Below are 20,410 nucleotides of genomic sequence, written 5' to 3' on the forward strand. Positions count from 1 at the left end.
GGCCTTTGCAGCACCGGACACCCCGGCCAACTTCAGAGCCCTTTCCCCTGCTTTTTTCTACTCATCCCCGGCCCGAACGCAATGACCCTGACGCCCCCATGACCGCAATCCCCTTATATGAAAACACCTTCCTTTCATAAATAAAATTTATTAATCACAAAATCATAAAGTTACAACGATCACCAGTTAAAAATGGAAATAGTTTTTGATTTTAGAAATCGAATGATTATATTTGGAACAGCCGGTCAATAAATACACAGCGGCAAAACAGGCCCGCGTCGGGACGCAGGCAAACAGCTTAGATGACGGGAGTGGAGCTATGACACAACAGGTTATCAGCCGGGAACTGGCGTTCCAACGCCCCTTCGGCAGGGCCGAAAAGGAAATCCTTACCGATGCGGCCATCGACTTTCTTAGCGCGCTGGTGGAGCAATTCACCCCCCAGCGGAATGCGTTACTGGAAGAAAGAGAACGAACGCAGGCACGTTATGATGACGGGGAGCTGCCAGGCTTTCTTTTGGAAACGGATTCCATTAAAAACGCCGACTGGAAAATCCGCCCAATACCGACCGATCTTCAGCGTCGCCGGGTAGAAATTACCGGGCCCGTAGAACGCAAAATGATCATCAACGCGCTAAACGCCAATGTTGACGTCTTTATGGCAGATTTTGAGGACTCGCTGGCACCCAGCTGGGAAAAAGTGATAGAGGGACAAATCAATCTGCGTGATGCAGTCAACGGCACCATCAGCTACAGCAACGAGGCGGGCAAAATCTATCAGCTCAAGCCCGACCCTGCAGTGCTGGTATGCCGCGTCCGTGGCCTGCACCTGCCGGAAAAGCACGTCACCTGGCAGGGCGAGCCGATCCCCGCCAGCCTGTTCGACTTTGCGCTCTACTTCTTCCATAACGTTGAGGCCCTGCTGGCGAAAGGCAGCGGCCCCTACTTCTACCTGCCAAAAACCCAGAGCTGGCAGGAGGCCGCATGGTGGCATCGCGTCTTTAGCTACGCTGAAGATCGTTTCAGCCTGCCGCGCGGCACCATCAGGGTCACGCTGCTGATTGAAACGCTGCCCGCCGTATTTCAGATGGATGAAATCCTGTTTCATCTTCGCGATCATATCGTCGGTCTCAACTGCGGCCGCTGGGACTATATCTTCAGCTACATCAAAACCCTGAAAAACCATTCGGATCGCGTTCTGCCCGATCGCCAGCTGGTCACAATGGATAAAGGCTTTCTTGATGCCTACTCCCGCCTGCTGATTAAAACCTGCCACCGACGCGGCGCTTTTGCGATGGGCGGCATGGCGGCGTTTATCCCCAGCAAAGATGCCGAGCGTAATCAGTGGGTGCTCAACCGCGTGCGGGCTGACAAAGCACGTGAGGCGGCTAACGGACATGACGGCACCTGGATTGCCCATCCGGGACTGGCGGACGCCGTCATGACGCTGTTCAGCGACGCGCTGGGCGACAGGCAAAATCAGCTCGACGTGCTGCGCGAGGACGATCCCCCAATTACCGCGGAACAGCTTCTTGAACCCTGTGCCGGTGAGCGCACGGAAGCGGGGATGCGCGCCAACATCCGCGTAGCAGTGCAATACATCGAGGCCTGGATCTCGGGTAACGGCTGCGTGCCGGTTTACGGCCTGATGGAAGATGCCGCGACGGCTGAAATCTCCCGTACCTCAATCTGGCAGTGGATCCGCCATGGCAAAACGCTCCAAAGCGGCGAGGTGGTCACCGCTGCGCTGTTCCGCCAGATGCTGGCAGAAGAGATGCGCGTCATTCAGGACGAGCTGGGGGACCAGCGCTACTGCCAGGGGCGCTTTAGCGAAGCGGCCGACCTGATGGAACACATAACCACGGAATCCGGGTTGATCGAATTCCTGACGCTGCCGGGTTATCGCTTACTTCACTGATCTCCCACGTTAATCAAAAAGAGGCACCCGCTATGACTTCTCGCACCCAACAGACTGAACAGATAGAACAGAACTGGCAAACCGCACGCTGGAAGGGCATTATCCGCCCCTACAGCGCAGAGGAAGTGGTAAAACTGCGGGGATCGATCGTCCCGGCCTGTACGCTGGCGCAGCTTGGCGCGGAAAAGCTCTGGTCGCTGCTGAACGGCGGCGCGAAGAAGGGCTACATCAACAGCCTGGGCGCGCTCACCGGCGGGCAGGCGCTCCAGCAGGCGAAAGCGGGCATTGAAGCGATCTATCTCTCCGGGTGGCAGGTGGCAGCAGATGCTAACCTCGCTGGCAGCATGTATCCCGACCAGTCCCTCTACCCGGCCAACTCGGTGCCGAACGTGGTCGAACGAATCAATAATACCTTTCAGCGCGCCGACCAGATCCAGTGGGCCAGCGAAATAGCGCCGGAGGATCCGCGCTACGTCGATTACTACCTGCCCATCGTGGCCGACGCCGAGGCGGGATTTGGCGGCGTGCTCAACGCGTTTGAGCTGATGAAAGCGATGATCCAGGCCGGTGCCGGCGGCGTCCATTTTGAAGATCAGCTCGCCTCCGCGAAGAAGTGCGGCCATATGGGCGGTAAAGTATTAGTGCCTACCCAGGAAGCGATCCAGAAGCTGGTGGCGGCCAGGCTGGCAGCCGACGTGATGGGCGTGCCGACGGTGCTGATAGCGCGTACCGATGCCGATGCCGCCGACCTGATCACCTCCGACTGTGACCCGTACGACGGCGAATTTATTACCGGCGAGCGCACGCCGGAAGGGTTCTTCCGTACGCGGGCCGGGGTGGATCAGGCGATCAGCCGCGGGCTGGCCTACGCGCCCTATGCTGACGTGCTGTGGTGCGAAACCTCCACGCCCGACCTGGCGGCGGCGAAGCGCTTTGCAGAGGCCATCCATGCGCGCTTCCCCGGAAAACTGCTGGCCTATAACTGTTCGCCCTCGTTTAACTGGAAGAAAAATCTTGATGACAGCACCATCGCGCATTTTCAGCAGTCGCTGGCGGAGATGGGCTATCGCTTCCAGTTTATTACCCTGGCAGGCATCCACAGCATGTGGTTCAACATGTTCGACCTGGCGCAGGCTTACGCGCAGGGCGAGGGGATGCGCCACTACGTTGAAAAAGTGCAGCAGCCGGAATTTTCCGCGCGCGAGCAGGGCTACAGTTTCTCCTCGCACCAGCAGGAGGTGGGCACCGGCTACTTCGACAGCGTCACCACCATTATTCAGGGGGGCGTCTCCTCCGTGACCGCGCTGACTGGCTCAACCGAAGAGCAGCAGTTCTGACGGAGACAGCGGGGCGCTCAGGCATATCCGCGCCTGATATCTCAGCGCCCGCAGGCATGACGGATTACAAACGTAATCGCGCATGGCCGGCTGACCCAAAGCAGCCGGCCAGACAGGGTAGAGGGGGAGCTATGGCACACCTGGAAACGCTGGTCGCTCAAACCATTCTTCAGGGATTCGATGCGCAGTATGGACGCTTCCTGGATATCACGGCGGGCGCTCAGCACCGTTTCGAGCAGGCTGACTGGGTGGCCGTTCAGGCGGCAATGAAAGCGCGTATTCATCTTTACGATCGCCACGTTGGGCTGGTGGTGGAACAATTACGCTGCATTACCGGCCAGCAGGCCTTTGACGGTGATTTTCTGCTGCGGGTTAAGGCGCTGTACACCGATATGCTGGCCGACTACCCACGTTTTGAGATCGCCGAAAGCTTCTTCAACTCGGTTTACTGCCGCCTGTATGGCCATCAGCTGCTGACGCCCGAGCGGCTGTTTATCTTCAGTTCCCAGCCGGAGGGGCGCTTCCGCGCTATTCCGCGTCCGCTGGCAAAAGAATTTTCCGCTGAAAACGGCTGGACGTCGCTGCTGGAAGGCGTGCTGAGCGAGCTGCCCCTGCGTCTGCCCTGGCAGGACAGGGCGCGGGACATTGCTTATGTCGTCGCGCATCTGCATGAAAATTTCCCGGCGCAGGAGCTGGCGTCAGGGCGGTTGCAGGTTTTTCAGGAGCTTTTTTACCGTAACAAAGCCGCCTGGCTGGTAGGTAAACTGCATCTGCCCTCCGGCGTGTACGCCTTCCTCCTGCCGCTGCATCGCAGCGAGGCGGGGGAGCTGCTGATTGATACCTGCCTGACCCGCAAACGTGAAGCGAGCATCGTCTTTGGCTTCGCCCGCGCCTACTTTATGGTCTATGCCCCGCTGCCTGCGGCGCTGGTGGCGTGGCTGCGGGAGATCCTGCCGGAAAAAACTACCGCCGAGCTGTATATGGCCATCGGCTGTCAGAAGCATGGCAAAACGGAGTGCTATCGCGAATATCTCACTGCGATCGCCACCACCCAGGATAAATTTGCGATTGCGCCTGGCGTCAGAGGGCTGGTGATGCTGGTATTTACCCTGCCGGGTTACGATCGGGTGTTCAAAGTGATTAAGGATCGGTTTGCCCCACAGAAGGAGGTGACCCCGGAGCGGGTGCGGCAGTGCTACCAGCTGGTGAAGGAGCACGATCGGGTAGGCAGGATGGCCGACACGCAGGAATTTGAACATTTCGCCATCGAACGCGCGCGAATAAGCGATGAGCTGCTGGCTGAAATGCAGGCGATCGCCGGGAAGCTACGCATTGACGGCGACAGGCTGATTATCAGCCACCTTTATCTGGAACGACGGATGACGCCGCTTAACCTCTGGCTGGAGCAGGCCAGCGGGCAGCAGCGGCGCGATGCCATTGAGGAGTATGGGAATGCGGTCAGGCAGCTGGCGGCGGCCAATATTTTTCCTGGCGACCTGCTGTATAAGAATTTTGGCGTCACCCGCCATGGCCGGGTGGTGTTTTATGATTACGACGAGATCAGCGCGATGACGGAGGTGAACTTCCGCGATATTCCGACGGCCCGCTACCCGGAAGATGAGCTGAGTCACGAGCCCTGGTATAGCGTGTCGCCGGAGGATATTTTCCCGGAGGAGTTTCGTCACTATCTCTGCGCGGATCCCGCCATCGCCGCGCTGTTTGATGAGATGCACGGCGATCTGTTTAGCGCGTCCTGGTGGCGGGGCGTACAGCAGCGCATCCGCGAAGGCCACATTGAGGATGTCTACGCCTATCGCCGTCGGCAGCGCTTCTGTCAGCGCTACGCTGCGCCAACCGCCTCACGCGCCAGCGTGGTAATCCGCGCGTAATCGCCCGACTCCAGGGCGCTGGCGGGCACCAGCCAGGATCCGCCGATGCAGAGCACGCTTTTCAGCGCCAGATAGTCGCGGTAGTTGGCGGGAGAGATCCCCCCGGTTGGGCAGAAGCGCACCTGCGGGAAGGGGCCGGCGATGGCCTGGAGCGCCTTAACGCCGCCGTTAGCCTCGGCCGGGAAAAACTTAAACTCACGCAGGCCATAATCCATGCCCAGCATCAGCTCTGAAACGGTGCTGATCCCCGGGATCAGGGGGATCGAACCGGCACAGGCGGCGTCAAGCAGCGCCGGGGTCAGGCCGGGACTGATGGCGAACTGCGCGCCCGCCTCCGTCACCTGGCGTAGCTGCTGCGGATTGATCACGGTTCCGGCCCCCACGATCGCCTCAGGCACCTCCTGGGCGATGGCGCGAATCGCCTCCAGGGCGCATGAGGTGCGCAGGGTCACCTCCAGCACGCGTACGCCGCCCGCGACCAGCGCCCGGGCCATCGGCACCGCATGCTCCAGCTTATTCAGGACAATCACCGGTACGACCGGACCGGCGGTCAGGATGGTTTCAGCACTCGTTTTCCAGTTTTTCATCTGATGGTTCCCTTAAAATTTGATGCAGCAGGCGCCCTGTTCGGCCCCGGAAAGCTGGCTGCGCAGCGCGCCAAACAGCTCGCGGCCACAGCCAATATGTTCTGCGCTGAGATCGGGGTGGTCAGCTTCACGCGCGGCCAGCGCCGCGTCACTCACCAGCAGCGTTAACTCGCCCGTGCGGCCATCCACCCGGATGCGATCGCCATTGCGCACTTTCGCCAGCATACCGCCAGTACAGGCTTCCGGCGTAACGTGAATGGCGGAAGGTACCTTACCCGATGCGCCGGAAAGACGTCCATCGGTCACCAGCGCCACGCTAAATCCGCGATCCAGCAGCACGCCCAGCGGTGGCATCAGCTTGTGCAGCTCCGGCATACCGTTGGCCTGCGGACCCTGAAAGCGCACCACCACCACGCAGTCCTTATTCAGCTCGCCCGCCTCGAACGCGGGCTGGATATCGTGCTGACTGTTAAACACCACGGCGGGCGCTTCAATCAGCTGATGGTCTGCCGGGACGGCGGAGGTTTTCATCACCGCGCGGCCCAGATTCCCCGACATCACCTTTGTCCCGCCGTGCTGTTCAAACGGCGCTGCCACGCGGGCAATCACCTTATCGTCCAGCGATGCCGTCGGACCGTCGCGCCATGCCAGCTGACCCTTTTCGAGCCATGGCTCCTGGGTATAGCGTTCAAGACCGTAACCGGCCACGGTATTGACCTCGTTATGCAGCAGCCCATGGTCGAGCAGCTCGCGAACAACCAGCGCGACGCCACCCGCCGCGTGGAACTGGTTAATATCCGCCGGGCCGTTAGGGTAAATCCGACACAGCAATGGCACCGCTTCTGACAGCTCGGAGAAGTCGTCCCAGTTAATCAGTATGCCTGCGGCCTGCGCCATGGCAACCAGATGCATGGTCAGATTTGTCGAGCCGCCGGTTGCCAGCAGTCCAACAATGCCGTTAACGATGACTTTCTCATCCACCAGCCTGCCAACGGGCATATAGCTGCCCGCACTGCTGGTCAGACGGGTAACCTGGCGGGCAGCGGCATCGGTCAGTGCCTCGCGCAGTGGCGTATCAGGATGCACAAAAGAGGCACCGGGCAGATGCAGGCCCATCATCTCCATCACCATCTGGTTGGAGTTGGCGGTGCCATAAAAGGTACAGGTCCCGATACCATGATAGGAAGCCGCTTCGGCGTCAAGCAGCGCGCGGCGGTCGACCTTACCTTCCGCATAGAGCTGGCGAATGCGGACTTTCTCCTTATTGGGCAGGCCGCTGTTCATCGGGCCAGAGGGTATGAACACCGCCGGTAAATGGCCGAAGGAGAGCGCGGCCATCACCAGGCCGGGAACAATTTTGTCGCAGATACCAAGGAACAGCGCCCCGTCGAACATATTATGAGAGAGGCCTACCGCGGCGGACATCGCGATGATATCGCGGCTCATCAGCGACAGCTCCATCCCGTCCTGGCCCTGGGTCACGCCGTCGCACATCGCCGGTACGCCGCCAGCGACCTGGCCAACCGCACCCACCTCGCGCAGCGCACGCCGGATTTTCTCAGGATAGTGTTCGTAGGGCTGGTGGGCAGACAGCATATCGTTGTAGGCGGTAATGATGGCGATATCGCTGCGAACCAAATTCTTCAGGGCCGCCTTATCATCCGGCTGGCAGGCCGCAAACCCGTGGGCCAGATTGCCGCAGGTGAGCATTGATCGGTGAACGGTATGGTCGCGCGCAGCGTCTATACGGGCGAGGTAGCGGCTGCGGGTGGCGGCAGAGCGTTTGATAATACGCTGGGTAACGCGGTTTAGCGTGCTGTTAAGAAGGTTCATTGCCCGGCTCCCCTAAGGAAAAAGCATAATGCCCCGGCCTGTTTGTTACCGGTAACATTTGGTTATGACTATTGTTGTAGGAAAGTTCGCCGTGTGCAATCGGAAGCGATAACCAATCGACCTCTTTATGATCTTGTGCAAGTTTTCGTGCAGCAGATATCGAAGGGGGCACATGCCGACGCTATCTGGGCTAATGCGACAGCGCCCTCATAAATGCATTTAGGATCAATAACGCATTCAGTAGTGGCAATTTATCAGAAATACTTCAATATTCATGAGGTTTACTGCTGCTCCGCTCGCCACCGTGCGGGGCGATTCGCTACTATTACAGGTTAAGGAATTGACTCTTGGCTTCCGCCGTTACTGACAATGCACCGAATACTCTGCTGGAAGGATCGATACTGCGCTCCCTGCTGAAAATCGCCATACCGGTTATTTTATCTAATCTTTTACAGTCCGGGTATATCACGGTGGACGCGTTCTGGGTCGGGCGGCTGGGCGATAAGGCCGTGGCGGCGATCTCGGTCAGTCAGCCGATCTTCTTTCTGGCTTTTGCGATGGGAATTGGCCTGAGCGTGGCCGGATCGACGCTGGTGGCCCAGTGCATCGGTGCCGGTCTGCAACGTCTCGCCGATGAGATCGCCGCTCAGGTGCTGCTGCTGGCGTGGCTGTTTGCGCTTCCCGTCTCGCTGGCGGGCGAGCTGCTGGCCCCGTGGATCCTGCACCGGCTGGGCACCGAGGCGGATGTGATGGCCGCAGCGCTCAGTTTTTTGCGCATTACCCTGGGTGGCCTGGTCTTTACCTTTGGTTTTTCAATGCTGCAATCACTGATGCGCGGAGCAGGCGAAGTGCGTATCCCGCTGTTAATCACGCTCGGCACGCTGATCCTTAATGCGATTATCGCGCCGCTGTTTATTTTTGGCTGGGGCATTATCCCCGCCTTTGGCGTGACCGGCGCGGGCATCGCCACGCTGATCAACCAGTGCCTTGCGATGGGGGTAGGGCTGCTCTTTGCGCGCTATGGCCGGGTGGGGATCACCATTCACCTGCGGGCGATGAAGCCCCGGCTGGAAACCATCAGCCGCGCATTTCGCCTCGGGCTGCCGTCATCCATTGAGCTGGTGACCTATGCGCTGAGCGCCAACGTGATGATGTTTATGGTGACGCTGCTGGGCACGGTGGTGACCGCGTCCTACGGGGTGGTAAACAATATTAATGCGCTGGTTATCGTCCCGGCGATTGGCATGTCGATAGCCACCTCTGCGCTGGTTGGGCAGAACATCGGGGCCGGGCAGTTTGAGCGCGCGCGCGCTATCGGACGCCTGAGCGCGATCATTTCGTTTTGCGGACTGAGCGCCGTCGGCCTGCTGGCGTTTGTCTTTGCGCCCTCTCTTATCGCGTTCTTTACGCCCGGTCAGCAGAGCATCATCCATTATGGCTCGCAGTTCCTGCATACGATTGCCCCCAGCTACGGGTTGATTGGCCTGCAAATGGCGCTCTGCGGCACCTTCCGGGCGGCAGGGCGCACCATGACCACCATGACGCTGGCAATGATTTCGCAGTGGCTGGTTCAAATCCCGCTGGCGTGGGTACTGTCGCACAATACCGCGCTGGGTATTGCCGGGCTGTGGTGGGCCTTTCCGCTCACCAACCTGTTTATGGCGGTGATGACCATCCTGTGGTTTAACCGAACGGACTGGCAGAACACGCAGGTCATCAAATACGTGACCGCAGACGAGTAGCTTCGCTGACGATCGCGCGGGCTGATATTGCTGAGATTAACCCGCCGCGTCTCTGCGGCCGATGGGCTATTTCAGGATCAGCAGGTTCCCCATCAGATCCTGACGCAGCCGGTTGTCCTGCCCGAAGGTGCAGATGTGAATTTTCACCCGTGCCCTGTCCAGCCGCAGCGGACAGGGCGCAATCTCGGTGATTTTAGCTTTAATACGCAAAATATCGCCGGGCCGCGTCGGCCTGGGCCAGCTAATTTTTTCCACCCCGGTCCCGATAATGCCGTTCGCCAGCGGCAGACTTTTTACCAGCAGATTCATGGTAATTCCCACGGTATGCCATCCGCTGGCGGCCAGGCCATTAAAAATAGAATCCCTCGCCAGCTCGTCGTCCATATGGAAGGGTTGGGGATCGTATTTTTTTGAAAATTCGATGATTTCATCTGCGCCGACGTAATACTCAGCGCTGTGAAACACCTGGCCTACGGTAAGATCGCAAAAATGCAGCCGGGGCGGGGCGGGGTCAGTCGCCGCCGCCAGACCTGCTGCCGTCACCGGATTTTTCGCTGTCGCCGCACTCCCTGCCGCCTGCGGGTTTCCCGTGGTCGGCACTTTCCCCGTCGCGCCGCAATTACCACGGCCTGAAGCCATTTTTACCGCATTTTCCCCACGTATGTTCACGATCAAAACCCCTTAAAAGTATCCCCTAAATAACCACGCGTAATACCGCTGCGCACTGTTTGTTGCCCGCCCCCTGCTATGAAAAGGCCATCCAGCCCGCCTTTGACTGTCCCGGGCGCAGGCGAAAGTTGGCAAACACCTCCGCGCTGCTAAACGATAAATAGAGGTTAAAATCAAACACCTTTTCAAAGGTCAAACCCGGTGGCTGCACGTAGCTGTGCCCCGGGTAAATGCATACCCCGCCGGGCAGGAGCGTCTTAAGTCGCTCCAGGCTCGAATACATGCTCTCTGCGGCGGCGCGATCGGGGCACAGGCCACACCCCTCAATAAACAGCGTATCGCCGGTAAAAAGCGCCTGACCGATCCAGTAGCAGGTGCTGCCGGGCGTATGGCCCGGCGTGATAATGGGGCGGATCGGGATGCCCCCCACTTCCCAGGCGCACTCTCCGAAAGTGCGCATAGTGGGAACGCGGAATCCCGACGACTCCGCTTCCTGATGTGAGATCCACACCGGGCAGCGATACCGTTCGGCCAGCGGTGCGGCCAGATCGATATGATCGGGATGGGCATGGGTGATCAGGATCCCCGCAAGCTCTGCGCTGGCCGCCTCCAGCGCCCGTTCATAGGCCGCCATTTCCCACGCCGGATCAATCAGTAACGCCTTTCCCGTGCGCGGATCCAGCACCATATAGCTGTTATTAATAAAGGGGGCACGACTCACCTTGATGGTGGTGATCGTCACCTCTGCGGCCGGGTTTAGAGGGTCACTTTCAGGCTTATTCATGGATAATCACCGGCAGACTCTCAAAGCCGTGCAGAAAGTTGGAGTAGTTACGCGCAGGCTCGCTCAGGACCTCAATACGCCTGAAGCGCCTGAGGATCTCCTGCCAGATAACCGTTAGCTGCATCTCGGCAACCCGGCTGCCGACGCAGGCGTGTACCCCCACACCAAAGGAGAGATGTCGGCGAATCCGCTCCCGGTCAATACAAAAGGTATCGGGATCGTCAATGGCTGAGGCGTCGCGGTTGCCGGACAGATACCACATCACCACGCGGTCACCCTCGCGGATCGTTTTGCCGCGTATCTCTACATCCCGCGTTGCCACGCGGCTCATAAACGAAATCGGCGTCTGGAAACGCAGGGTTTCCGAAATCATCGGCAGCATCAGCCTGGGATTGGCCCTCAGCTTCGCCAGCTCCTGGGGATACTTGTTCAGCCAGTACAGGCTGGCAGAGAGGGTGTTTCGGGTGGTGTCGTTGCCGCCGATAATCAGCAGAACAAGGGTGCCGCGAAACTGCTCCAGCGACATGTCGCGCGTCTCCGGGTGATGGGCGAGCATCGAGATCAGGTCATTCCCGGGCGGCGCATGACGGCGCTGCTCCCACAGCGCCTCAAAGGCGTGATAGCACTTAATGGTCTCTTCCGCTTTGTGCTCCCAGCTCTTAACCGGGCCGTGCCCCGGCTCGGCCATCAGCATATCTGACCAGAACGTTAATTTGCGGCGATCCTCAAACGGGAAATCGAACAGCGTCGCCAGCGCCGTTGCCGTCAGCTCCTTGGAAACCCGATCCACCCAGTCAAAAGGCTCGCCGACCGGCAGCGCATCCAGGATGCCGCCCGCCCGCTCGCGGAGCAGCGGCTCCATGGTCGCCAGCATTGAAGGCCCCATGCCGGGTGCCACCGCCTTGCGATGCCGGGTATGCTCCGGCGGATCCATGGTGATAAAGCCGATGCTTTTTCGCCGCTCATGGCCCAGCGCTTTTAGCGCGGCATCAAGCTTGTGCTTCTCTTCAAGCGATTTGAGATCGATATTATGCGTGGACGTAAAGTCGCGGTGGTTGGTGCCCACCGCCCGAATGTCGTCCCACAGCGTCAGCGACCAGTAAGGCCCGAATTCACTTTCGGCGGTGAAATGCACCGGATCTTCGCGGCGTAAACGCGCGAAAACCGGCAGTACGGTATCACTGGCGAAACGATCCCTGCGCGCCGGGTTAAGCTGCGCCAGCGGGATGGCGTTGATATCCTCCGCCGCAGCCGGTGATTGCTCAGTCATGTTCACTTACCTGTTGATTGAAGGGGGATAAAACCGGAGTCTGACCCGCTGCCGTCGAAGAAAGGGGCGTCGCGCGGCCCGCGACCGCCAGCCGTGAAAGGGGGCTGAATGGGGCGTCGGCGACGGCGGCAAGCGTGGCAAGAAAACCGGCCGCCATGCGCTCCGCCGTCTCACGGGTGAAGAGGTCGGTTGCGTACTCCATAATCCCCTCCATGCCGAGCGCCTCACCCGTTGGGGAGAGGTTTTCAAACAGCGTGTAGTAGATATCCCACTTGGCGTTACCGCTGTGCGCAGGCAGCACGCTGGCCTTCAGTCCGGGCACATTAAACAGGGCTGGCGGCGTATTCTGGAGGATCAGCATGGTCTGGAAGAGTGGATAATGCGACGGTGAGCGCACGGGCAGCAGCTCGCTGACCAGTTTCAGGTAGGGAATATCCTGGTAGTCATACGCGGTCAGTGCCTGGGTGCGCACCCGATCAAGCACCTCGTTGACCTGCGGGTCACCCGAGGTATCGACGCGCATCACCCACTGGGTCAGGAAGCAGCCCACCAGATCGTTAAGCGCTTCATCGCTGCGCCCGGCTGAAATCGCGCCCAGCGGGATATCGTCGCCCGCGCCCAGCAGGCTGTACCAGATGCCCAGCGCGGCCTGCAATACCATCGACAGCGTCATATTACGCTCGCGCGCCAGCCCGGCCAGACGCTGATGCAGCGCCGGCGTAACCGACAGCGGCAGCATGTTGCCGCGATAGCTCGGTTTGTCCGGGCGGGGGTGATCCAGCGGTAAATTCAGCGTGGCGGGCAGGCCGTTAAGGGTATGCTTCCACCAGGTCAGCTGCTGCGAAAAGAGGCTGGCGGCATCATCGGGATCGCCAAGCAGCCTGCGCTGCCAGACCGCATAGTCGGCATACTGTACGGGAAGCGGCGGGAATGCCGGTGCCTTACCGGCCAGCCGCGCCTGATAGGCGAGGGTGAGATCCCGCGTCAGCGGTGCCAGTGAAAAGGCGTCGCAGGCAATATGGTGGTGCAGCAGTACCAGAATATGGGACTGCGGCCCAAGGCGCAGCACGGAAGGGCGGAACGGCAAATCCACCGCCAGATCAAACACCGAAGTGATGGCGTCAAACACCGCCTGTTTTGCCTGCTCTGGCGCAACGTCGGTACAGGGAATGGTGAGACTGATGTCGGTAAAGGGGACGACGAGCTGCACCGGCTGGCCCTGCACCGCCGCAAAGCGGGTGCGCAGCGTTTCATGACGCTCCACCAGGTCACCGAGCGCGGCCCTGAGCGCAGGCAGATCCAGCTCGCCCTCCAGCGCGACAACAATCGGCGTATTCAGCGACGCGTTATCGCCACGGGTATTTTGCCCGACCCACATCAGCTGCTGGCCATAGGAGGCCGGGAGCGGATCGGGACGCGGATCCAGCCGACGCACCGGCGGACGAACCTGAGCCTGGGCGTTGAGCTGCCCGGCAAGGCGCGCCACCGTCGGGTGCTCAAACAGCACCCGTACCGACAGCTCCACGCCGAGCCTGGCGCGAATACGACCAATCAGGCCGGTGGCGAGAATAGAGTGGCCGCCCAGCGCAAAGAAATCATCATCAATCCCAATCTGCGGCTGCTCAAGCAGTTCGGCAAACAGCGCGCAGAGCACCTCTTCGCGCTCGTTGCGCGGCGCACGCTGTATTCTGTCGCGAATGTCAGCGGCGGGCAGCGCTTTGCGGTCGACTTTACCGTTGGCGGTCAACGGGAACCGATCCAGGGTCAGGATACGCGCAGGCACCATATAATCAGGCACACGTTCGGCAAGCCAGGCCTGTAACCCGGCTTCCGCATCCGACCGCTCCGGCGCAACCACCCAGGCGATAAGACGCTTGCTGCCGTGATGATCCACCGCCAGCACCAGCGCTTTCTCCACGTCGGGGTGGTCAGCCAGCTGCGCCTCTATCTCACCCAGCTCAATGCGAAAGCCCCGCAGTTTGACCTGCTGGTCGTTACGCCCGATAAACAGCAGGTTGCCGTCCTCCTGATAGCGCACCAGATCGCCGGTGCGGTAGAGCCGCGCCTGGCGGTCGGCGACAAAGGGATCGGCGATGAAGCGCTCGGCGGTCAGAGCCTCCTGATGCAGATACCCCAGCGCGACGCCGTCGCCGCCAATATACAGCTCACCGACCGCGCCCAGCGGCACGGGATGGCGATGGCTGTCCAGCACGTAGACGCGGGTGTTGCCGATCGGACGCCCGATGGGAATGCTGGCGGCACCGGCTGTCGCCTGCTGAACGGGAAAGGTGGTGGCAAAGGTGGTCGTTTCGGTCGGACCATAACCATTAATCAGCCGGGCGGGTCTCGCCCCGCGCAGCACCTGAGCGATGATGCCCGGATCCAGCGCGTCGCCGCCGACAAAGAGATTCTCCAGCTGTGGCATCACCGGGGCCAGATCGCGCCAAATCTGGTTAAACAGGCCCACGGTCAGCCACATCTGATTCACGCGGTGCTGCTTCAGCGTGCGAACCAGGGCGGGGGGCGAGAGCAGCGTATCGCTGTCGATCACCACGCAGCTGCCGCCGTTGAGCAGGGGTGCCCAGACCTCCAGCGTACTCGCGTCGAAGGCCGGGTTAGCGGCCAGCGCCATGCGATCGCCTGGTCCAAAATCGGCAAAGCCGTTATTGATCACCAGCCGTGCGATGGCGCGATGTGGCACCAGCACGCCTTTTGGCAGGCCGGTAGAGCCGGAGGTATACATAATACAGGCCGGGGCCGTCGCGGAACACGCCGCAACCGGCGGCGCATCGCTGGCGCGGGCCACTTCCGGGCCGTCGGCGTAGAGAACCGGCAGGGCAATCGCCTCCACCTTTGCCTGCTGCGCGTCAGTAATCAGCAGTCGGGCGGCGCAGTCTTCCGCCATCCAGCGCAGGCGCTCGCCCGGCGCCTGGGGGTCCAGCGGCGCACAGGTGGCCCCCGCTTTCAGGACCGCCAGCAACGCTGCCAGCAGCGCCCGGCTGCGCGGTAGCAGGATCGCCACGAAGTCGCCCGGCACCACGCCCTGCGCGACGATCGCCTGTGCCAGGAGGTTAGCCTGCCGATCCAGCTGGCGATAGCTTAGCGCGATCTCGCCTTCGAAAACCGCAGGGGCGTCTGGCGTGCGCGCCACCTGCTGCGCGAACAGCTGGTGGACCGTCTCATTCGCAGGCCAGGGCCTGGCCGTCTGATTCCACCCGACCAGCAGCCTGCGACGCTCGCGGGCAGGCACGATGTTCAGCGCGTGCATCGGTTGGGCGGGGGCGCTATCCAGCGCATCGGCCAGGCTGCTCAGCGCCTGCTGAAGATAGCCCGCCAGGCGCGCTGCGGGAAGCGGTGCCGCGGCAAGCACCTCCAGACGCAGCAGCTCGCCAAAATCATCGACGGATACCGTCAGCGGATAATCGGTGCGCTCCTCAAAGCCTTTCCACTCGACCGCATCGCGCTCACCGGCGGGCGTCGCGTTTTCACTCTCCCGCTGGCGGTTGTGACGATAGTTAAACAGCGTCGTGAACAGCGGCGTGGGCGGTGCAATCCCGCTGCATCGCTGCGCCAGGCCGAGGGACGCATGCTCATGGTTAAGCAGGGCGGCCAGACGGCGGTGCGTTATGCGTACGCTCTCCTCAACCGGGATATCCCCCAGATCAAGGCGAATGGGCAGCGTATTAATAAACGGCCCCATAATCTGATCGGCGCCTTCGCCCGCCTGCAACCGCCCCAGCAGCACGGTGCCAAATACCACGCTGTCGCTGTCGGCTGACCGCGCCATCACCTGTCCCCAGGCGAGGTGGCAGATGCTGCCCATACTGACGCCAAGACGGCGTGCGTGCGTGCGCAGGCGCGCAACCACCGCCGGGTCAACGTCCTCACGCTGCGCGACCACGCTGGCGTGATCCGCTCCGGCGCTGGCCAGGCCAAAAGGCAGGGTTGGAGCGTCGATATCGCCCAGCATCTCGGTGAAAAAACGCGCCTGCTCTGCGTCAGAGGCGCTGCTGCGCACCTTAGCAATTAAACGGCGAAACGGCTGCGGCGGCGGAAGCAGGCCGCCCCGGCCCAGCATAAAGGCGGCGATCTCCTGGATCATGATCTGCATCGAGGTGATGTCATCGATCAGATGGTGCTGCATCATCAGCATTTCAAAGCGGCCGGTCTGCGGATCCTGCGCGGTAAAGAGATTCAGCAGCGGGGCCTGGGTGAGATCGACCCGGAAGTGCGACGGATCGTACCGGCTGACCAGTTGATCCATAATCGGCCCGTCGGCAGGATCGAGCACCACTTCGGTGACCCGCACCCTCGCCTGGCGCAGAACGACCTGCGCGGGCGTGGATAGCCCCGTCCAGAAAAACGCCGTGCGCAGAATGTCGTGCCGCTCCACGGTCCGCTGAACGGCCCCGACGTAGTGCGTCAGCACGGCACGGTCGGTCAGCGACACTTTGGCGAACTGCAAATAGGGGTCGCCCGTCTCGTTCATCTGGTGCAGAAAGAGGATGCCTTCCTGGAGCGGCGTCAGCGCGTAGATATCCTGCACGTTGGCCAGACCGCCCGGCACCTGGGCAAGCAGATGGTCAATATCCTGCTGGGTAAGATCAATCAGCGGCAGCTTCTCCGGGGTGAGCCGGGTCATCTCCGCCGTGATGCGGTTAGCCGGGACGCCGGAACCCTGGCTCCCCTCCCGCGTGGAGAGCGGTTTCCCCTCGCCCAGCAGGGCGACCAGCGCCGCCTTGTGCTCCCGCAGCGCATCTTTGATCGCCGGGGTTAAAGCCCCCTTCGGGGCTTTGATAACCAGTGACTCACCCTCGAGGCTCAGCGCGATGCTGGCCTCGTCGAGGGCGGTTAAGAGTGGATCCAGATGACTCATAGTCTCATCTCATCGAGTTCAATGGTGCGGGCAGAAAGCTCGGCCAGCGTTGGACTCGCGAACAGGGCGCGGATCTCGGTACTCAAATCGCGCTGGCGCAGAAGCTCCATCAGCTGTACCGCCAGCAGCGAGTGGCCGCCCAGCTCGAAGAAATTATCATGACGGCCTACGCGCTCAACGCCCAGCAGCGTCTGCCACAGCTCAGCCATGGCGATTTCGACGTCGCCTTCCGGGGCTTCAAAGGTGCGGCGGCTGAATGAGGCATCATCCGGGAGCGGTAGCGCCTTGCGATCCAGCTTGCCGTTGGCGGTCAGCGGCAGCGCGTCCAGCAGGACGAACGCCGCAGGCACCATATAGTCCGGCAGCTGCGCGGCAAGGGCGGTACGCCACCGGGCGATGCGCACCGGCGTGCTGAGCTCCCCGGCTTCGCCCTCTACTTCCGGCACCACATAGGCCACCAGACGCAGCTGGCCCTGCACATCATCGCGGGCTACGACCACCGTTTCACGAATACCGGGCTGATTCAGCAGCGCGGCGTCAATCTCGCCCAGCTCGATGCGGAACCCACGAATTTTGACCTGATTGTCGTTGCGCCCCAGGTACTCGATATCGCCATCGGCCATATAGCGCGCCAGGTCGCCGGTGCGGTACATCCGCGCGTCAGCCTGCGGCGAGAAGGGATCCCGCAGGAAGCGTTCTGCGGTCAGGTCAGGGCGGTTGAGATAACCCCGCGCCACCCCGACGCCGCCTATATACAGCTCACCCGTCGCCCCCTGCGGCACCGGACGCTGGTGTCCGTCGAGCAGATAGATGCGCAGGTTGGCGATGGGGCGACCAATCGGCACGCTGGCAGACGAAGGCATATCCCGCGGGCAGGTCCAGGCGGTGACGTCGATGGCCGCCTCGGTAGGGCCATAGAGATTATGCAGCTGCGTGTCCGGCAGTACGCTGTGGCAGAGCTGCACGCTGGCGGTGCTCAGCGCTTCACCGCTGCACATAATCTGACGCAGGGAACCGCAGGCGGCGGCATCCCCGCTGTGCAAAAACAGGTTCAGCATCGAGGGGACAAAGTGGATGGTGGTGATACGGTTCGCCTGAATCACCTGCGCCAGCGCCTGAGTGTCCCGATGCGCGCCCGGCGGTGCCATGACCAGCGTTGCACCTACCGAGAGCGGCCAGAAAAACTCCCATACCGAAACGTCAAAGCTGAAGGTGGTTTTTTGCAATACCGCATCGCGATCGTCGAGCTGATAGGCCTCCTGCATCCATTGCAGTCGGTTGATCAGCCCGCGATGTTCGTTCTCCACCCCTTTTGGCTTACCGGTTGAGCCGGAGGTGTAGATCACATAGGCCAGGTTTCGCGCGGTCAGTCCCACCGCCTCCGGTGGCAGCGGTGAAGCGGGCAGGGATGACCCGGCCAGCTGCGCGGCATCCAGACTGAAGGTGGCGATATTGCGGGTGTTGAGCGCTGCCGTGGCATCGCGGCCGCGATTGTCGAGCAGCAGCAGCTTCGGCTGCGCATCTTCCAGGATCCAGGCGAGGCGATCGACCGGATAGTCCGGATCGAGCGGAACGTAAGCGCCCCCCGCTTTCAGAATGCCCAGCAGGCCAATCACCATTTCAACGCTGCGATCGAGGCAGAGCGCGACGCGATCGTCCGGCTTCACCCCCTGCTGATGGAGATAGTGCGCCAGCTGATTCGCCCGCGCGTCCAGTTCGGCATAGGTGAGCTGCTGGTCTTCACAGCGTACCGCCGTGGCGGTCGGCGTCAGCCTGACCTGCGCCTCGAACATCTGATGGGTGTATGTCACCTGCGGATAAGGCCGGGCGGTATTATTCCATTCGTTTAGCAGCTGCTTACGCTCGGCGTCAGGCAGAATGGCGATCTGCTGAATCGGCGTATGCGGCGCATCATCCAGCGCCCTGGCGATACTCTCAAGGGTCTGCTGCATATAGGCGAACAGGCGCTCGGGGTCGAGCGACTCCACCACCTGCACGTTCAGGCCCAGACCATCGCCATAATCGTCCACCGACAGGGTAATCGGATAGGTGGTGCGCTCCTCAAAGCCATCCCACTGATCCGCGCCCGGCGAGGCGAAGTCCAGCGCGGTGCTCTCAGATTCCCGGTTATGGCGGTAGTTAAGCAGCGTATTAAACAGCGGGGTGGCGCCAGAAATGCCGCTACAGCGCAGCGCCAGCGCCAGCGAGGCATGTTCATGGCTGAGCAGTTCCGCCAGGCGCTTGTGGGTGGTGCGCACGCTCTCCTCGACGCTGGCACCCGACATATCCAGGCGCAGCGGCAGGGTATTGATAAACGGCCCCATAATCTGGTCGGCCCCTTTCCCGGCGTGCATACGGCCAAACAGAATGGTGCCGAAAACCACCGCGTCCTGCCCGCTGATACAGGCCAGCACCTGGCCCCAGGCGAGATGGCAAATGCTGCCAAGGCTGACGCCAAGCTGGCGGGCCTGAGCGCGCAGGCGGTCGTTCAGGCGCTGCGGCACCTTACGCGTGACCTCGATAATGGCGGAATCGTCGAGCATATTGACCAGGCCGTAGGGCGCGGTGGGCTCTTCAATATCGGACAGCGTGCTGCGGAAATAGCGCTCATGCTCTTCCGGCGTCTTGCCCAGGCGCACCTGAGCAATCAGGCGGCGGAAGGGCTGAGGTTCGGGCAGCATCGCCCCCCGTCCCGCCAGGAAGGTGTGAATTTCAGCGGAGAGGATCAGCACCGAGGAAATGTCGTCAATGAGGTGATGCAGCAGACGATACATCTCCCAGCAGCCCTGACGCTCGTCCCAGGCGACAAACGCATGCAGCAGCGGCGGCTTTGCGAGATCCAGACGATAGTGCTGCGGGTCAAAGCGGCTGGCAAGCTGTTCGGCAGCCGGGCCGTCGGCGGGGTTCAGTTCGACCTCGTGGACGTGCAGGCTCGCCTGCCGCTGTACCACCTGGCAGGGGGTGGAGACGCCTTCCCAGTAAAAGCCGGTGCGCAGGATATCGTGGCGATCGATAACCTTCTGCACGGCGGCCAGATAGCTGTCGACCTTTTCACGGCTGTCAAAGGTCATCCTGCCGGTTTGCAGGTAGGGGTCGCCCTTGCTGGCCAGCATATGGTGGAAAAGGATCCCCTCCTGAAGCGGGGCCAGCGAATAGATATCCTGAATATTGCTCACGCCGCCGCGCACCTGGTCAACGACGTAGTCGATATCAGACTGGGTAAAGTCGATCAGCGGCAGCATACCGGGGACGATCGCCTGGGTATCCGGGGTTATCTTGTTGGCCGGTACCACCACCTCAAAGGCATTGGACAGCCGTTTGCCGTTGCGCAGCGCATCAATAAACGTCGGCTTATGCTCGCGCAGGGCGCTTTTTATCTCGCTGGTCAGGGCGCCTTTCGCCGCCGTGATAACCAGATCGTCGCCATCCAGCGAAATCGAGATCTTAGCTTCCTCAAGCGCAAGCAGTAACTGGTCGAAATCGCTCATGCCTGTTTATTCCTTTT

The 20,410-nt window shown here is 61.1% G+C and carries 11 protein-coding genes; 4 read left to right on the forward strand and 7 right to left on the reverse strand.

The annotated features are described in order from the left end of the window. Positions 1–319 precede the first annotated feature (319 nt). From aceB to aceK, 3 genes are all read left to right on the forward strand, one after another. Positions 320–1,918 carry a malate synthase A gene (gene aceB, locus A1830_RS19840; RefSeq protein ID WP_067710161.1) on the forward strand — a complete coding sequence of 533 codons (1,599 nt, stop codon included), beginning with the start codon at positions 320–322 and terminating at the stop codon, positions 1,916–1,918. 32 nt (positions 1,919–1,950) lie between these two features. Then, on the forward strand, positions 1,951–3,255 hold the full coding sequence (gene aceA / locus A1830_RS19845; RefSeq protein ID WP_067710163.1) for an isocitrate lyase: 1,305 nt from the start codon (positions 1,951–1,953) through the stop codon (positions 3,253–3,255). A 131-nt stretch (positions 3,256–3,386) separates the two neighbouring features. Next, positions 3,387–5,144: a bifunctional isocitrate dehydrogenase kinase/phosphatase gene (aceK, locus tag A1830_RS19850; protein WP_067710165.1), complete on the forward strand. Its 1,758-nt coding sequence runs from the start codon at positions 3,387–3,389 to the stop codon at positions 5,142–5,144. On the opposite strand, the gene A1830_RS19855 is transcribed toward aceK, so the two are convergent. Both A1830_RS19855 and edd read right to left on the reverse strand, forming a co-directional pair. Further along, positions 5,096–5,731, reverse strand: a complete 636-nt coding sequence (locus A1830_RS19855; protein ID WP_067710167.1) for a bifunctional 4-hydroxy-2-oxoglutarate aldolase/2-dehydro-3-deoxy-phosphogluconate aldolase — start codon at positions 5,729–5,731, stop codon at positions 5,096–5,098. The two genes, aceK and A1830_RS19855, sit on opposite strands and share 49 nt — an antisense overlap. Positions 5,732–5,743: 12 nt before the next feature. After that, positions 5,744–7,564 (reverse strand): phosphogluconate dehydratase, encoded by a 1,821-nt coding sequence (gene edd / locus A1830_RS19860; protein WP_067710169.1) that lies wholly within the window; start codon positions 7,562–7,564, stop codon positions 5,744–5,746. A gap of 347 nt (positions 7,565–7,911) precedes the next feature. Between edd and A1830_RS19865 the strand changes: the two genes are divergently transcribed. Next, positions 7,912–9,306, forward strand: coding sequence for an MATE family efflux transporter (locus tag A1830_RS19865; protein ID WP_067710171.1), 1,395 nt, complete (start codon positions 7,912–7,914; stop codon positions 9,304–9,306). A gap of 66 nt (positions 9,307–9,372) precedes the next feature. Here A1830_RS19865 and A1830_RS19870 read toward each other — a convergent pair whose 3' ends face one another. From A1830_RS19870 to solG, 5 genes are all read right to left on the reverse strand, one after another. After that, the gene (locus A1830_RS19870; protein ID WP_231877684.1) at positions 9,373–9,975 is read right to left on the reverse strand and encodes a MaoC/PaaZ C-terminal domain-containing protein; all 603 of its coding nucleotides are present in this window, start codon (positions 9,973–9,975) and stop codon (positions 9,373–9,375) included. Between the two features lie 76 nt (positions 9,976–10,051). Then, positions 10,052–10,759, reverse strand: coding sequence for a solanimycin biosynthesis MBL-fold hydrolase SolJ (gene solJ / locus A1830_RS19875; protein ID WP_067710173.1), 708 nt, complete (start codon positions 10,757–10,759; stop codon positions 10,052–10,054). Beyond that, entirely contained in the window at positions 10,752–12,029 is a 1,278-nt protein-coding gene (gene solI, locus A1830_RS19880) for a solanimycin biosynthesis cytochrome P450 SolI (protein WP_067710175.1), read from the reverse strand. The genes solJ and solI overlap by 8 nt, the downstream gene beginning before the upstream one ends. Next, entirely contained in the window at positions 12,022–16,905 is a 4,884-nt protein-coding gene (locus tag A1830_RS19885) for a non-ribosomal peptide synthetase (protein ID WP_082804222.1), read from the reverse strand. Before A1830_RS19885 ends, solI begins: the two co-directional genes overlap by 8 nt. Further along, positions 16,902–20,393, reverse strand: a complete 3,492-nt coding sequence (solG, locus tag A1830_RS19890; protein ID WP_067710177.1) for a solanimycin non-ribosomal peptide synthetase SolG — start codon at positions 20,391–20,393, stop codon at positions 16,902–16,904. Before solG ends, A1830_RS19885 begins: the two co-directional genes overlap by 4 nt. Between the last annotated feature and the right edge of the window lie 17 nt (positions 20,394–20,410).

It is taken from the genome of Erwinia sp. ErVv1, from assembly GCF_900068895.1.
GTDB lineage: Bacteria > Pseudomonadota > Gammaproteobacteria > Enterobacterales > Enterobacteriaceae > Erwinia.